At 49.8% G+C, this 16,862-nt stretch carries 7 protein-coding genes and 2 CRISPR repeat arrays (1 of these 9 running past the window's edge); all 7 genes read left to right on the top strand.

The genetic code is table 11. From position 1 onward, the window contains the following. The 7 genes from cas5 (at position 1) to cas2 (ending at position 7,742) form a co-directional block, all read left to right on the top strand. Positions 1-729, top strand: coding sequence for a CRISPR-associated protein Cas5 (cas5, locus tag MNU25_RS16905; RefSeq protein WP_240986139.1), 729 nt, complete (start codon positions 1-3; stop codon positions 727-729). Continuing rightward, positions 726-3,077: a CRISPR-associated helicase Cas3' gene (gene cas3 / locus MNU25_RS16900; protein ID WP_240986138.1), complete on the top strand. Its 2,352-nt coding sequence runs from the start codon at positions 726-728 to the stop codon at positions 3,075-3,077. Before cas5 ends, cas3 begins: the two co-directional genes overlap by 4 nt. A gap of 71 nt (positions 3,078-3,148) precedes the next feature. After that, positions 3,149-4,960, top strand: coding sequence for a TIGR02221 family CRISPR-associated protein (csx2, locus tag MNU25_RS16895; protein ID WP_240986137.1), 1,812 nt, complete (start codon positions 3,149-3,151; stop codon positions 4,958-4,960). Positions 4,961-5,265: 305 nt separating this feature from the next. After that, positions 5,266-5,754 (top strand): hypothetical protein, encoded by a 489-nt coding sequence (locus MNU25_RS16890; protein ID WP_240986136.1) that lies wholly within the window; start codon positions 5,266-5,268, stop codon positions 5,752-5,754. A 111-nt stretch (positions 5,755-5,865) separates the two neighbouring features. Next, positions 5,866-6,387 carry a CRISPR-associated protein Cas4 gene (cas4, locus tag MNU25_RS16885; RefSeq protein WP_240986135.1) on the top strand — a complete coding sequence of 174 codons (522 nt, stop codon included), beginning with the start codon at positions 5,866-5,868 and terminating at the stop codon, positions 6,385-6,387. Positions 6,388-6,414: 27 nt separating this feature from the next. Beyond that, complete coding sequence (gene cas1b / locus MNU25_RS16880; RefSeq protein WP_240986134.1) at positions 6,415-7,410, top strand: type I-B CRISPR-associated endonuclease Cas1b; 996 nt, start codon at positions 6,415-6,417, stop codon at positions 7,408-7,410. A 68-nt stretch (positions 7,411-7,478) separates the two neighbouring features. Beyond that, on the top strand, positions 7,479-7,742 hold the full coding sequence (gene cas2 / locus MNU25_RS16875; RefSeq protein WP_240986133.1) for a CRISPR-associated endonuclease Cas2: 264 nt from the start codon (positions 7,479-7,481) through the stop codon (positions 7,740-7,742). 152 nt (positions 7,743-7,894) lie between these two features. Continuing rightward, positions 7,895-16,752: a CRISPR direct-repeat array (repeat unit 30 nt; unit sequence GCCGATAGCCTGCCTATGAGGAATTGAAAC). Between the two features lie 95 nt (positions 16,753-16,847). Continuing rightward, positions 16,848-16,862: a CRISPR direct-repeat array (repeat unit 30 nt) (it continues 544 nt past the right edge of the window).

The raw sequence follows: 16,862 nt of genomic DNA, 5'->3' as shown, positions 1-16,862 counted from the left end.
ATGAGTGAATTGATTTCTTTCCAACTGAATGGGCGCTTTGCGCACTTCCTGCGCGCGGAAGCGGGAGCGAGTGCTTTAAGTTATCCGATTCCGCCGCGAACCGTTATTCTTGGCTTGATCGGAGCCGTGCTCGGCCTCGCTAAAGACAGTCCGCAAGTTGTGCTTGAACCCTGCCAAGTGGCTTTAACGGGTGAAGTTCCCCAAGGGTTTTGGCACAAGGCCAAACTGCGCAAGGATCCGCCGGAGCTGCTGCCACACACGATCAGGCGGTCGCAAACTGAGACGAAGACGACCAAACCGGAAAAAGCGACTCTAATTGACCAAGAATGGTTGTTTAACCCGAGCTACACACTATGGGTATCCTTACCGCAGCCACATCAGGCCGAGTTTGAGCGGCGAGTAAGGAAACGGGCCTGGTATTTTCAGCCTTGTATGGGGCTTTCCGAGATGATGGCGGATATTACCTACCTCGGTACGGCTGCGGCCAAGCCCCTGCCGCCGGGGCTCTATGACGTAACGTCTGTCATCCGGCAAGGAGAGGGTGAAATTGAGGTCCCTCAGGTACTGGCAAAGAACCTGGCGCTGCATCTACTGCGCATGCCCCGTTCCGTTACAGCGGACCGCGTATTTACCCATGACGGTTATGTCCTGGAAAAGGATGGGCGTCCCATTCCCACGCGCACCTCGGAAGGATATGAAGTGGATGGAAAGGTGATCATGTTCTTATGAGTATGCCGCTTTACTCACATCCTCACTTGGAACTCCGTGAACACATTGAGCAGGTCGAGCAGGGGCTGGATGCGCTGCAACAGTGGCATTCCAAGCCGGTGAGGGACAGTGTGGCCGGATGGCTGCCGAAACTGGCGCGTTTCCACGACCTTGGCAAAGCCTCTGCGGCCTTTCAGACCTACATTCAGGATCCTTTGCACTTCGAGGGTGATCCCAGGGAAAAAGCTCATACTCCCCTTTCCCTGCTGTTGACCCTATGCTTGAGTGAAGCGGAAAGATGGGAGGCCCTTGAGGCACTCGCTTTGGCCGCGGTGGTGCGGGGACACCACGGCTCTTTACCGACGTTTCCGGAAAGAAAGATCGGAGCAGTTTCCTGCTCCGATCATGATCTGGACAATTTTGCCGGCGGTGAGACTGCCCGGGTACTGAAGAAGCTGCTGCTCACTTTGAATGTGCCGGAACTGGAGAAAGAGACGGGCCTCCCTCTGACCGAGTTGGATTGGGGGAGCATACGTCAAGAGCCGGGGCGTTTTGTCCAGAGAATGAGGCGTTATCTCGACGACGCTCTGATCGCGGCCTTGCAAAAGCTGGGAGAGGGTGAAGCAGTACTGTTTCGCCTAAAGACTCAATTGCTGTTTTCCTTGCTTCTGGAGGCTGACAAGGCGCTTTTAGCGGTGGCAGAACCCAAAAATTATCTTAAAAGGGAGGCACGGCGATGGGAGCCGCAGTGGGTTGAGCGATGCCTGGGGAAACCGCAGGATACCCTGACGAACCGGTTGCGCCGGAGAATGAGAGAAGAGGCCGTGGGGACCATGGAGCACCATTCCGGGGACAGGATCTTTAGTTTGACCGCCCCGACAGGATGTGGAAAGACGTTGTTGGCCGCGACGTGGGCACTCAGTATGCAGGAGCAAGCTCGAAAGATGGGAGAAAATCCCCCTAAAATCATCGTTGTTTTACCGTTGCTGTCGGTAATTGACCAAACGGTCAAAGAGTATGCCAAGCTTCTGTCTGCAGGTGGGATTGAGCGGGATGGTCATTGGCTCCTGACCAGTCATTCGCTAGCCGACCGGCGTTATGCCGAAGGTCTGGAAGCCGGAGAAGAAAGGTTTTTTGTGGATACTTGGCGGAGTGAACTGATTATTACCACTTACGATCAGTTTCTCATGAGTTTGCTTGAGCCAAAAGCCCGCTATCAAATGCGCTTTCATCACCTCTGCGATGCACTTATTGTTATGGACGAGGTTCAGTCCCTTCCCTGCCAGCTATGGCAGCCACTGGACCGGGTACTGAAAGGTTTGGTGAGCTTAGGCAGTACCAAGCTGTTGCTGATGTCGGCAACGTTGCCGGCCTTTGTCTCAGGGCAGACTCCGCTGGTTACGGACTACGCTTCCTATTTTTCTGCCTTTTCGCGGTATGAACTTCAGTTGCATCTGGAGGAGGTATTGAGTTTGGATGTTTTCTGCGATCAAATGCAGGAGGAACTGCCCGGGTGGCTGGGGGAGGGAAAAAGGGTTTTAATCACGCTCAACACCAGAGCAAGCGCCCGAAAAGTATGGCAGGCACTTTGTGAAGGATGGGGAGAGGCGGAAGAAGAGACGCCGCTCTTTTTCATCAGTGCAGACGTGACTCCGAAAGACCGATTGGCTACCGTGGAGCGGATTAAGGAGGGGAAGCCATGTATCGTGGTTTCAACTCAGTCTATTGAGGCGGGGGTGGATATTGACATGGACATGGTGATCCGCGACTTCGCCCCTTTGGACAGCTTGATTCAGGTTGCCGGAAGGTGTAATCGGGAAGGCTTGAAGCCTCGCGGTGTGGTTCGGGTTGTGGATATTGTGAATGAAAACGACAAACGTTATTCGAGCATGATTTACGATCCTGTGCATTTGCAGGTCACCCGTGAACTTCTGCTCGGTTTGGAAACGGTGGTGGAAGAAGATGTGCTGCCATACACCGAGCATTATTTTCTGGAATTGTCCAAGCGCAAGAATAGTGGAGGAGAGCATCTGCAGCGCTTTTTATGCTGGCAGGAGGGGGTTCCTGTCCGGGAGCTTCTGAGAGGTAAAGAGAAGGCCCAATTTACGTTTCTGGTATTGGAGCAAGATCCAAGCCTGCAAGGGGAGATGGACGCAGCGCGCCGGGTGGCGGACCGATGGGAACGCAGGGAAGCTTGGAGAGCTTTGGCTTCAAGAATTGCCATGATCTCAATCAATGTCCTCGCCAGGCCGGGGTTTCATCCCCGCCAGATCGCGGACGAGTATGTCAACGACCTCTGGCTCCTTCGCTCCGGATACTATTCCAGGCGATGCGGGCTGACAGTGGAGGGGGAGACGAGGATATTCTAAGCGGGCTTGACGCTGACAAGCATTGTCTTGTATGGTGGATCCCGGTTGTTTTCATAGAGAGGTGGATATAGATGGGTTTAAAACTGATGAGCTTTCTCGGCACGAATAACTATTTGCCTTGTGTTTATCGAACGCAGGTCGGAGAGGCTGCTCCACGGCGTTTCATCCAGACCGCGTTAGTGGAATTGTTCCTAGGGGATCTGACTCAAGAACGGGAGATCATAATTTTTCTTACACGAGAAGCGCGAGAGAGAAACTGGTCGAGAAATGGACCGAACGGGGAACGGCCGCTTGAGGAAGAACTGACTGAGCAGTTGTCACAGGAGGCGTACTCGGGAATTCGGGTGCGCACAGTGGACGTTTGCGAAGGTTTCACGATAGACCAGATGTGGTCAATCTTTGAAGTAGTGGAGCGCAATGTCAACGTCGGGGATCAGGTCATTTTTGATATCACCCACTCCTATCGAAGCCTGCCGTTTTTGAGCTTACTGCTTTTAAACTATGCCCGTGTTTTTCGGAAGATCAAGATCGAGGGAATCGTCTACGGAGCTTTCGAGGCCCTGGGGCGCAGGAACGAAGTGGAGAATATGCCGCTGAGAGAACGTTTGGTGGACGTAATTGATCTGAAAGAGTTTGTTAGGCTGATGGACTGGTCCGCAGCCGCAGACCATTTTGTTAAGGCTGGGGATACCAAGGATCTTTATGGCATAGCCCGGGTCGAGCTTTCTCCAGTTAATGCCAGCTTAAAGACCACGGATGAGAACCTTCATCTGCTAAACCGGTTGCTCAAGAACCTGCATGAATTTTCTCAGCAAGCCGCTACGTGCCGAACCCGGACAATTCTCAGGGACACACTTCCCGGCATATCGCAAAATGCAGTGATGAACAAGGATGAACCGGTGCCTTATATTAAAGCCTTGCTGCCTATCCTGGACGTGGTTCGGGGTAAGATGGCCAATATGTTGGCCGGTACAGATATTCAAAAGGCCAACGCGCTGGTGCGCTGGTGTCTCGACCACGATAAAATACAGCAAGCCTGGACTATTCTGCGGGAGAACGTGATTTCTTTCCTGTGTTCAGCTGTTGGATATGAGGAACACGGTCTCAAGGCGGAATGTGGCCGGGAACGTGAGCTTATCACCAAAGCGGCAAAGGTTTTGGCTCAGAACATTGCGGCAGAACGATGGGAAAACGCCATAAAATCGCAATCGTGGATAGTGGATGCCATGCGTAATGATTTGGAATTACTCGAGGTGGCTAAGTTGCTGGATGGTATTATGGATTATCGTAACGACTTGGACCATGCGGAATACACGTGTAAGAATCACCGTGCCCACAAGTTCGAAACTGTGTTAGGCACGATACTGACCAAATTTGAACGCATCGTCGAGATGCAGGCAGGAAAGGATCCAACATGGCCAATGAGGGCGACGGGGGAAATGCAGAAGGCTGCGCGCCTGCTCTTATCACCGTTAGGCTTATCTGCGGGACCATTGTTCAGTGCGTTGCGAAGATTGGCACCCGAGCACGTTCTCGTCCTTACCTCCCAAGAAGCGGATGCCGACTTGCCGCGGATTACCGAACACGCCGAATATCAAGGGACTCTGCAGAAAATCGTGGTAGAAGATCCGTTCACATGTTTTCAAGAACTTCCGCAGATAGAAGCAGAGATTTCACGAGCGGTTGAGTCTCTCCCAAATGTGGAGATCTTTGTCAACATTACCGGGGGGACGACAGCGTTGCAATACGCGGTGCAGGAAGTGGCAAGTTCCCTAAGGGATAGGGATTACTTAGTCCATGAGGTGGCATTTGCCGATAGGCGCCTTGCGGATGAACAGAAACAGGTACCTTTTGTTGAGGGGGAGATGTTCTACCTGTCCTAAACAAGGACCCTGTGCGGTGAATGGATCGGTACAGGCACAGGAAGAGAACTCACAAGGGGGGGCGAATGATGGAGAAACTTTGCGTGACAGTTAAAGTCGTATCGCCTCTTTTCATGTATGGAGCCAATAAGACCGACCGGAGGTTCGAAGCGGCATCCTAGAAAGGGACGCTGCGTTACTGGTATCGCGTGGTCGCCTTAGGACGGTTAAGAAGTGTGGAAACGGTGAGCCGTGAGGAAAGCCAGATTTTTGGCAGTGCCAGGAGCGGGCAAGGGCCAGGGAATATCCAGGGTGGGCAGGCGCGTTTGCTGATGAAGATCGATTTTCGGAGCAAAGAACCTCTCATTGCATCCGAATTGGATGCGGATGCTCGTCAGCAAGGTCTGCTGTATATGGGCTATGGTCCGGTTGGTTACAGGGAAAATAAAGAGTTTATCAAAGAAGGCGCACTTTTTGACCTGCGCAATCAATGGAGCCTTAGGATAAAGAAACAGGAAGAAGAAAAAGTGACAGAGCTGGGACGGGAGCGGAGGGCCGCTATGACGCCCATGGAACGGGAAATGGACGAAGATGGATTTGACGTTCAACCAGAGCGGTTTATGACAGCGATGACGAATAAATGGTTGCCACGATTAGAAGACACCAGTCGCCCGGAAGCGGAACGAAGGATGATTGCCCAGCGTTTGGCGGTTTGGTACCAGACGAACAAGCCAGATCAATGGAAAAAACCGACCGGGCAGAAGAACGTGAAGAAGGTTCAGGCGATCAAGGCATGGTCGCCGAGTGGTGGCTAAAGGAGAACTTTCCGCTGTGTACCCAAACGCGATTCTACCCTAGGCGGACGGGACGGAAGTCATTTGCAGATTCATATACTGCTGCGCTAGCGTATTTTGGAGTGATTACTTATGGAGATGAACCCGAACCCCACTGGCTTCAATATTACGGGTACAATTGTCTGGTACTATTTCTGTTGTCCAAGGGAAGTTTGGCTCATGGCCCACCAGATCAATCCGGATGAGGACGATCCCAATATGGATGTTGGCAGGTTCATTCACGAACACACTTATGTACGGGACAAAGAGAAAGAAATCTCGGTAGGCAATATCAAGCTAGATATCGTCCGGCAGGATAAAGATGGGTTGGTGGTGGGTGAGGTGAAAAAGAGTTCCAGATATGCAAGAAGCGCTAAGATGCAGTTGGCGTTTTACCTATGGGAACTGAAGCAGCGAGGGATTGTGGCCAGAGGCGAGTTGCTGTTTCCCAAGGAGAAGAAGAAAGAAGAGGTTATCTTAACGGACTCGCTGGAAGAGGAGCTATTTTGTGCCCTAAAGCAAATTGAACGAATTTTAGGCTTGGACAAGCCTCCACAAGTGAAGAAAATTGCGTTGTGCAGGAACTGTGCGTACAAGGAGTTGTGTTGGGCTTGAGTTGGGGTGTTAACGGAAGGGGCTAACGTGAGAAAAACATTATATATCTTTTCGAATGGACAGTTACGTCGTAAGGACAATACGATTTACTTCGAGAGTGAGGAAGGGGAGCATAAATACATCCCGGTTGAAGACACCGCCGAACTCATGGTTCTCGGAGAGGTGGACATTAACAAACGATTTCTTGAGTTTTGCGCTCAGAAAGAGATTCTAATCCACTATTTCAATTATTATGGGTACTACTCCGGAACATTTTATCCAGGGGAACATTATAATTCGGGCTATATGATTTTGCGTCAAGCTGAACACTATCTTAAGGCTGAAGCGCGGTTGTACCTGGCTAAACAATTTATCCAGGGTGCGGCACGCAATATCCGGCAAGTATTGAAGTACTATCTAAATCGGGAGAAAGATGTTGCCGTAAGGTTAGCGGAGGTGGAACAGTTGTCCGGTCGGATAGGGGGTACTGCGGATATTTCACAGCTTATGGCGATCGAAGGAAATATCAGGGACCAATACTATCGGGCCTTTGACGCTATCCATGGAAACCCAGGCTTTGCGTTTGAAGGACGTTCGAAGCGACCTCCAGAAAACGAAATGAATACACTGATCAGCTTCGGTAACGGAATAATATACTCTGCGGTTCTCAGCGAGATCTACCACACTCACCTGGATCCAAGGATAGGCTATTTGCATACGACGAACTTTCGCCGCTTCACTCTGAATCTTGATGTGGCGGAGATTTTCAAACCGATCATCATCGACCGAACCATTTTCACCCTGATCGGAAAGAAGATGGTTAGCAAGAAGGACTTCAAAAAGGAGGCAGGCGGGCTGTTGTTAAAGGAGAGCGGCAGGCGCGCCTTTGTCGAAGAACTGGAAAACCGGCTCAAGGCAACGATCAATCATCGGGATATCGGTAGTCCCGTTTCATACCGGCGCCTAATGCGCCTTGAACTCTATAAACTGGAGAAACACTTGATGGGAGAAACGCTGTACGAACCGTTCGTGACGCAGTGGTAAAATGAGCTTGTGCAATCCAAGTTATGATTTTATGGCTGGCGTTTTTTGAGAGTTGGGGTGGGTAGCCAATGTATGTAATCCTCGTTTACGATGTAGGTGAAAAGAGAGTGACCAGAGTTCTGAAACGTTGTCGAAAGTACCTTAACTGGGTGCAAAACTCCGTTTTAGAAGGTGATATAGGAGATGCGGGTTTAAAAAAGCTTAAGATGGAATTGGAGGAAATCATCGACCCGGACGCGGATTCTGTCATTATCTATACGTCACGTACAACGAGGTATACTGACAGGGAGATTATGGGGTTGCGTAAGGGGGGGCAGGACCTTATAATTTGAGTATCTAAAATGTCGTCGATACTTGATAGCGTAAAAAGTCCTGGTGATCGACGACATGCGAAAGCCCATATTCTACAGCTTTCTTACAATCCGGGCGCACAGTTCAGCGAAGGGGTCTTTTTGGGAGAGCCCTATCCATGCGACCAAAATGGGCCGATAGCCTGCCTATGAGGAATTGAAACTGCCGTTCTAGACGAAAAGGATATTCCAGTTATCGAGCCGATAGCCTGCCTATGAGGAATTGAAACCTCTCTTATTTTAGCACGCATTTGATTTAAATGCAAGCCGATAGCCTGCCTATGAGGAATTGAAACAAACATCTCTGGTCTCTCTTTATATAAAAAAGAAGGGCCGATAGCCTGCCTATGAGGAATTGAAACCAATCAAATATGACAAAATCTAATCAACAAAATGCACAGGCCGATAGCCTGCCTATGAGGAATTGAAACAACTCAACCAAGAAGGGGATGTTTGGCTCAGTGGTCGCCGATAGCCTGCCTATGAGGAATTGAAACACGCGCCGAACACCAAGAAATAAGAAATTGCGCTAAAGCCGATAGCCTGCCTATGAGGAATTGAAACACAAAAAATTTGCCGGAACAGGTTTTAAAAGATATTGGCCGATAGCCTGCCTATGAGGAATTGAAACCAACTACGGCGTGCCCCCGGGAAGTACGCCGGGAACGCCGATAGCCTGCCTATGAGGAATTGAAACTTCCGACCAGGCACGTTCATAAATCGCGTCTGCGTCGCCGATAGCCTGCCTATGAGGAATTGAAACTGCCGTAGGCAATATAGACACGTCTCATTTTCTCACCGCCGATAGCCTGCCTATGAGGAATTGAAACAACAATGAATATTTAGCACAAAAGGAGGACGAAGATGGCCGATAGCCTGCCTATGAGGAATTGAAACCGGCAGGACAATCCGTCATCGTTACCTGAAAATGAGGAGCCGATAGCCTGCCTATGAGGAATTGAAACGCTAAACTTGCGTCTTTATTATCGACAGCAGATTGAATGCCGATAGCCTGCCTATGAGGAATTGAAACCTCCTTCCCCTTATTATCCTTGGAATATTATCGATAGCCGATAGCCTGCCTATGAGGAATTGAAACTATAAAAAAGAAGGAGGAAAAGCTTATAAATTTAAATGGCCGATAGCCTGCCTATGAGGAATTGAAACCGATCTTGGCCACAGAAAAGTCTGTTACCGAGAAATAGCCGATAGCCTGCCTATGAGGAATTGAAACAGCATCCTGAGGACTGGGAGGGCATTTGGACGAACGGCCGATAGCCTGCCTATGAGGAATTGAAACAAATTAAACAAACGGCAAAAGTTAAAATTGAAGTTTGAGCCGATAGCCTGCCTATGAGGAATTGAAACAAGAGAAACACGCAAGCCACCTCCCCTCTCTGGACCCGCCGATAGCCTGCCTATGAGGAATTGAAACAGATGGGAAATAAGTCATGGGAAATGATCTACTCCTGCCGATAGCCTGCCTATGAGGAATTGAAACGAAACCCGAATTTAAAGGAGGAATCAAGAATGGCCGTGCCGATAGCCTGCCTATGAGGAATTGAAACCGCGGTCGGTTTCCCGCGTGACCTCATAGTAGCCGCTGCCGATAGCCTGCCTATGAGGAATTGAAACCATCCACTGTGCGTCAATATCAAGATACTCGTCAAGCCGATAGCCTGCCTATGAGGAATTGAAACGTGAGGCTGAATTTCGCGCCCTGCACTCCGTCGCGAGCCGATAGCCTGCCTATGAGGAATTGAAACGGATCACGCTGAATTGTTCTTCCCCACTATTCACCGCCGATAGCCTGCCTATGAGGAATTGAAACCGTAACCCGCCAAGCAGCAAGAGCCCCAAGGATACCCAGCCGATAGCCTGCCTATGAGGAATTGAAACCGCGGTCGGTTTCCCGCGTGACCTCATAGTAGCCGCGCCGATAGCCTGCCTATGAGGAATTGAAACCTGAGTGGGACGGAAACATGACCCCACTCACAGAGGGGCCGATAGCCTGCCTATGAGGAATTGAAACTACCGTCGCATTCGGGGCAATCGTCGAGAGCATCGCGCCGATAGCCTGCCTATGAGGAATTGAAACCGGGAATGGCAATTCCCGAAGACAAATGTCAGAATAGCCGATAGCCTGCCTATGAGGAATTGAAACGAGCACCATCCATCCATGCAGTCTGGATGGAGTGCTACGCCGATAGCCTGCCTATGAGGAATTGAAACTAGTCCCGCGCTTTCATCTCTCTGTCAGTTTTGAGCAGCCGATAGCCTGCCTATGAGGAATTGAAACACGAAGAAGAGGGACGCAGAAATTTCTACGCTAAAGCCGATAGCCTGCCTATGAGGAATTGAAACACTGTTCGCGCTCGCCCTGTACGAGCGCCTCAAAGGGCCGATAGCCTGCCTATGAGGAATTGAAACGCCAACCGCCTTCCAGAAGGAGAAAAGAAAATGAGGCCGATAGCCTGCCTATGAGGAATTGAAACTCACATATGAGGGTAAAAAGAAGGCTAGAAAGCCTTCGCCGATAGCCTGCCTATGAGGAATTGAAACTGATCTTATGCAAGATTTCCTCGAAGACGAGAAGGAAGCCGATAGCCTGCCTATGAGGAATTGAAACCTCGGAAAATGCTGACACAATCCGGCAGATCCACGAGCCGATAGCCTGCCTATGAGGAATTGAAACTAGTCCCGCGCTTTCATCTCTCTGTCAGTTTTGAGCAGCCGATAGCCTGCCTATGAGGAATTGAAACCCAATGCTCTAGAATATTATTCCTTTTTCCGAATATCGCCGATAGCCTGCCTATGAGGAATTGAAACTAGCCATATTCCCATTCTCTTATACAGACCGGAAAGCCGATAGCCTGCCTATGAGGAATTGAAACCATTTACACATAAGTTGATGTATACTTGTATCAGAGCCGATAGCCTGCCTATGAGGAATTGAAACTGGAAGGATATAACTTTAGGAACTGATGAGCCTAAGTGCCGATAGCCTGCCTATGAGGAATTGAAACATGACAAGGCGATCAATCTCAGAATTTACAATGTCAAAGCCGATAGCCTGCCTATGAGGAATTGAAACAGTAAGGAAAGTCCCTTCCTCATCCTGGAAGTAGATGCCGATAGCCTGCCTATGAGGAATTGAAACTTCTACCATATCTTTTACTTCCTGTCAACACCTTTGCCGGCCGATAGCCTGCCTATGAGGAATTGAAACTCTGCACGCTTGAAAAAGCGTGTGAACTCTGTAGCTTGCCGATAGCCTGCCTATGAGGAATTGAAACCGCGCCTCGGGATTCCAGGCTGAGGATGGCCAGCCCCGCCGATAGCCTGCCTATGAGGAATTGAAACAAGCCGAACCACCATTCAGCCGTAAAAAGAATGTTTGCCGATAGCCTGCCTATGAGGAATTGAAACTAACGCATATGACTGACAAATGCAATAGGGTTTATACTGCCGATAGCCTGCCTATGAGGAATTGAAACCCATGTTAACAGTCCCTCCCCAGATTCATAACCCCGCCGATAGCCTGCCTATGAGGAATTGAAACAAGATCTTATGGAGGAATGCCTCTGGAAGTGGGTAAAGCCGATAGCCTGCCTATGAGGAATTGAAACGTAGTCACGCATGGTATGCAGGTCAGACAGAACAGGGCCGATAGCCTGCCTATGAGGAATTGAAACAATATCATTGCGGATGAAAACCGTCAATATGTCTTCGCCGATAGCCTGCCTATGAGGAATTGAAACCGGAATGTCAATTTCCGCAAGAAAAGGTTTTCCGTCGCCGATAGCCTGCCTATGAGGAATTGAAACTACGTATCATGTACACGGTGTCTCATTTTGAGATACGCCGATAGCCTGCCTATGAGGAATTGAAACTCGTGCCAGTTCTGAAATATTTCGAGAAGGAAAAAAGCCGATAGCCTGCCTATGAGGAATTGAAACGGAGGTTGGTTTAAAATGACTATGAATTGGAAGGAAGCCGATAGCCTGCCTATGAGGAATTGAAACCGGATTCAGGATAGACCAGGTCTATATCATCCGTAGCCGATAGCCTGCCTATGAGGAATTGAAACACTTCATGAATTTCGAAAATGATGTTGAAGCCAGTAGCCGATAGCCTGCCTATGAGGAATTGAAACAATAGAATCCCAAGACAACATCCCTGTATCTAATCCGCCGATAGCCTGCCTATGAGGAATTGAAACAATCTTGCCACGCGCGGGCGGGACCGCAATGTTTCAGCCGATAGCCTGCCTATGAGGAATTGAAACATATTCCCCATTAGCGTAGGTAAAGCGGCATTAATGGCCGATAGCCTGCCTATGAGGAATTGAAACTCACTTTTCCCTCAAAAAGTCTAGTACAGATTGCGTGCCGATAGCCTGCCTATGAGGAATTGAAACCGGCAGGACAATCCGTCATCGTTACCTGAAAATGGGGCCGATAGCCTGCCTATGAGGAATTGAAACTCCCCCAATACAAAGGGGGACTAAATTAAAATGAAGCGCCGATAGCCTGCCTATGAGGAATTGAAACTTGTATGCTTCAACGACAGCGAGACTTACGCGATTCGCCGATAGCCTGCCTATGAGGAATTGAAACTGTATGCGCGCCGATAACCGTTAGAGGACGCATAGAAGCCGATAGCCTGCCTATGAGGAATTGAAACCATCAAAACACAACAGAAGGTTCTTTGGCCTTCGCAGCCGATAGCCTGCCTATGAGGAATTGAAACGAGACGGCGCGCCACCGGTTTGGGCTTTCAGTAGCCCGCCGATAGCCTGCCTATGAGGAATTGAAACCTGTTAACCACTAATCCAAATAGTTTAAAACTTCCCTCGCCGATAGCCTGCCTATGAGGAATTGAAACTAAAACAGCCCCCAGCCCGCGTCAGAAGCGCGTTTGGCCGATAGCCTGCCTATGAGGAATTGAAACCCACAATGAGATCAATTAAGTTGATCTCATCATTTTGCCGATAGCCTGCCTATGAGGAATTGAAACGAGCATTGGCAACAAGGGAAGTTGATTTGTTTGGAAGCCGATAGCCTGCCTATGAGGAATTGAAACGGTACCGGAGCCGGAACGCCCAGCCGTACGGACTCCGCCGATAGCCTGCCTATGAGGAATTGAAACACAACACGACAGATGGGAATCTCGTGACGGTGGCACCGCCGATAGCCTGCCTATGAGGAATTGAAACACCGAGTGCCCCTTTCTTCGCGAGCTCATGTCGGACGCCGATAGCCTGCCTATGAGGAATTGAAACTCCATCTTGGTGCACCAGTACACCTTTTTGTAGCCGCCGATAGCCTGCCTATGAGGAATTGAAACTACCCCAGGTATCGACCGACGGCCACGACACCCGAGGCCGATAGCCTGCCTATGAGGAATTGAAACCGGCGACCGAGACCCCGGCTCAGGTTAACCCGGTGGCCGATAGCCTGCCTATGAGGAATTGAAACTGGAGGATAAAACCGTCCCTTCCACTCAATTCCGGCCGCCGATAGCCTGCCTATGAGGAATTGAAACTGTCGGAGCTACGGTAAGCGGAGCGCCTACGACCGGCCGATAGCCTGCCTATGAGGAATTGAAACCACCGATGCCTACGTAGGCTTTCCTGATGCCGCACCGCCGATAGCCTGCCTATGAGGAATTGAAACTCGAATAGCTGCTCTTTCTTTTTCTCGTAGCGCCCCTGCCGATAGCCTGCCTATGAGGAATTGAAACTGCTTCCCCGCTTCCCAGGGGATGAGCTGACTCTCCGCCGATAGCCTGCCTATGAGGAATTGAAACGAGATATAATGCCGCCTGCTTTTTTCATAGAATTATGCCGATAGCCTGCCTATGAGGAATTGAAACGTCATTAATACCCACCGCGCCTTCCCCGCGGCCTTGGGCCGATAGCCTGCCTATGAGGAATTGAAACTTTATATAGACTTGCTTGAGCATAGATGGCGTCCAACCTGCCGATAGCCTGCCTATGAGGAATTGAAACCCCGTGACTGCCTAGCCGAGAGCATGATGCGGATTGCCGATAGCCTGCCTATGAGGAATTGAAACCGGAACATGGCCAGGTGGCCAAGTGAAACACGACACAGGCCGATAGCCTGCCTATGAGGAATTGAAACTATAACTTCTGGATATTTACGGTGGACAAGTCTTTGGCCGATAGCCTGCCTATGAGGAATTGAAACACCTAAAGTACGGCCAGGGAGTGCCGGTAAGTGCTCGCCGATAGCCTGCCTATGAGGAATTGAAACTCGGTGTTCGGGTGTTCTTCTGGCGGTGTACCCGTGAGCCGATAGCCTGCCTATGAGGAATTGAAACTTCAGCCGATTTCAGGATTTCATCGATCTCCATAAGGCCGATAGCCTGCCTATGAGGAATTGAAACAAGTCATCAGAGAATGCGGATTTCCTGTTATTTCTAAGCCGATAGCCTGCCTATGAGGAATTGAAACTTTTTAAGCATTAGAAAGGTAGACATTCCCCGCCTCAGCCGATAGCCTGCCTATGAGGAATTGAAACTCACATATGAAGGCAAAAAAAAGAAGGCTAGAAAGCCGCCGATAGCCTGCCTATGAGGAATTGAAACTAGCCATATTCCCATTCTCTTATACAGACCGGAAATGCCGATAGCCTGCCTATGAGGAATTGAAACCATCTCACGATTCAGGACCTGACGCCGGTCTTCCAGGCCGATAGCCTGCCTATGAGGAATTGAAACATATTCAATTCCGCGCGGCATGGGCGGAGGAAAAATGCCGATAGCCTGCCTATGAGGAATTGAAACAAGTCCAGCGGGGACTTCCTCCCTTCATTTTTTGACGCCGATAGCCTGCCTATGAGGAATTGAAACGCGAGAATCATCTGGGTGTCGGCTGCGCCGTTCCTGCCGATAGCCTGCCTATGAGGAATTGAAACAACTAACGTCAAGCCAAGCGGACCGGATTGCGTACGGCCGATAGCCTGCCTATGAGGAATTGAAACTGGAACAATCGAGAGAAACGAGAAGGGCGAATTCTGCCGATAGCCTGCCTATGAGGAATTGAAACACCTCTTCGGCGGTCCGGAAAACGAGAACTACGGAGCCGATAGCCTGCCTATGAGGAATTGAAACTTCAGCCAGGCTTTGCGCAGTCTGTTCTTGTTTCTTCGCCGATAGCCTGCCTATGAGGAATTGAAACGACGTCCATCCAGTATGCCACAGTTTTTTCCATGCGCCGATAGCCTGCCTATGAGGAATTGAAACCCAAGGCTCTAAGCCTAGACTTTAATGTTTTGTTAATGCCGATAGCCTGCCTATGAGGAATTGAAACTATTTGTCTTTAACATTATAATAGCATACTCTTAAAGCCGATAGCCTGCCTATGAGGAATTGAAACCGATAAGTGAGATATTCGAGTTCCGTTTGACCTGCGCCGATAGCCTGCCTATGAGGAATTGAAACTCGGTCTTGTAAATTTCTGGGAGGAGCTCTTTAATCCGCCGATAGCCTGCCTATGAGGAATTGAAACAGGTGTTTGGAAAGTATGCAACACAAACGATTTCTAGCCGATAGCCTGCCTATGAGGAATTGAAACTCAGAGAGTCAACAGGCCGTATCAGCGAGTGTAACGCCGCCGATAGCCTGCCTATGAGGAATTGAAACTAGGGCGAATCGAAGAGGCCCGGTTCGTCAGAGCGGGCCGATAGCCTGCCTATGAGGAATTGAAACTGCGGTTTTCAAAGAGCTTTCTGCCCAGGGGGTCCGAAGCCGATAGCCTGCCTATGAGGAATTGAAACATATGGTGGACGTAGCCGCTCAGACAAACTGCACGCCGCCGATAGCCTGCCTATGAGGAATTGAAACAATCCCAACGCTAACGCCAACCCCGTCACTGTCGGAGGCCGATAGCCTGCCTATGAGGAATTGAAACCAAATCAAAAAGCTCATCGTCAACCTTCGGGCCGCGCCGATAGCCTGCCTATGAGGAATTGAAACGCAACCTTCCGGTTGCGGCAAGATAAACTAAGAGAAGCCGATAGCCTGCCTATGAGGAATTGAAACGTATAATATACCCATCTCCCTCGTTTCCGTGGCTCTGCCGATAGCCTGCCTATGAGGAATTGAAACGCCGAGAACGCCCTTGACATCCGTTTCCCACATGGGCCGATAGCCTGCCTATGAGGAATTGAAACATTCCTTTCTCAACTCGGGGTCCCGCTTTCATCCCCGCCGATAGCCTGCCTATGAGGAATTGAAACTCAAGACCGGCAGCAGCAGTTCTTCGGTTTCGGGGTCGCCGATAGCCTGCCTATGAGGAATTGAAACCCATGATACCCAGGCCGATTGCCAGGACGGGCCAAGCCGATAGCCTGCCTATGAGGAATTGAAACCAATTCGCGAAAAATTTCAGTGTCATGGTCCAACCCGCCGATAGCCTGCCTATGAGGAATTGAAACTAAAGCCCGGGAACTGTCAGAAGAATCACAAAAACTGCCGATAGCCTGCCTATGAGGAATTGAAACTGTTCTCATACGGGCCGCTTGTACCGGGCCATAGACCTGCCGATAGCCTGCCTATGAGGAATTGAAACAAACTGGCACGATATAGGGAAGCGCGGGAGAATTTGCCGATAGCCTGCCTATGAGGAATTGAAACCGTGGTCCTCGATTCATCAATCTTCACTCTTGAATCGCCGATAGCCTGCCTATGAGGAATTGAAACCATGAAAACCCTCCTTTTCCAGCGTCTCACAACCGAAGGCCGATAGCCTGCCTATGAGGAATTGAAACATGCCTTTTCAAACACTTCTCCAGCATCGAAATTTGCCGATAGCCTGCCTATGAGGAATTGAAACCCAAACTGGCATTCTTACGTTCCACAGCATCCTGAAGCCGATAGCCTGCCTATGAGGAATTGAAACTGCCTATCCAGTCACTGGCAATCTCAGGCAAATTCCGCCGATAGCCTGCCTATGAGGAATTGAAACTAATGTTACATCATTAGCGCCTGGAGAAACTATAACGCCGAGCCTATGAGGAATTGAAACAGTCATACATTTGGCGGACCTCGTATACCCTGTGACGCCGATAGCCTGCC

The sequence above is a fragment of the Acididesulfobacillus acetoxydans genome (genome assembly GCF_902729405.1).
Classification (GTDB): Bacteria; Bacillota; Desulfitobacteriia; order Desulfitobacteriales; family Desulfitobacteriaceae; genus Acididesulfobacillus; species Acididesulfobacillus acetoxydans.
This window is presented reverse-complemented; position numbering and strand designations above follow the sequence as displayed.

Coding starts and splice junctions, on each gene's coding strand:
- cas4 (WP_240986135.1), top strand. CDS start 5,866: ATGGAGATGAACCCGAACCCCACTGGCTTCAATATTACGGGTACAATT.
- cas2 (WP_240986133.1), top strand. CDS start 7,479: ATGTATGTAATCCTCGTTTACGATGTAGGTGAAAAGAGAGTGACCAGA.
- cas3 (WP_240986138.1), top strand. CDS start 726: ATGAGTATGCCGCTTTACTCACATCCTCACTTGGAACTCCGTGAACAC.
- csx2 (WP_240986137.1), top strand. CDS start 3,149: ATGGGTTTAAAACTGATGAGCTTTCTCGGCACGAATAACTATTTGCCT.
- cas5 (WP_240986139.1), top strand. CDS start 1: ATGAGTGAATTGATTTCTTTCCAACTGAATGGGCGCTTTGCGCACTTC.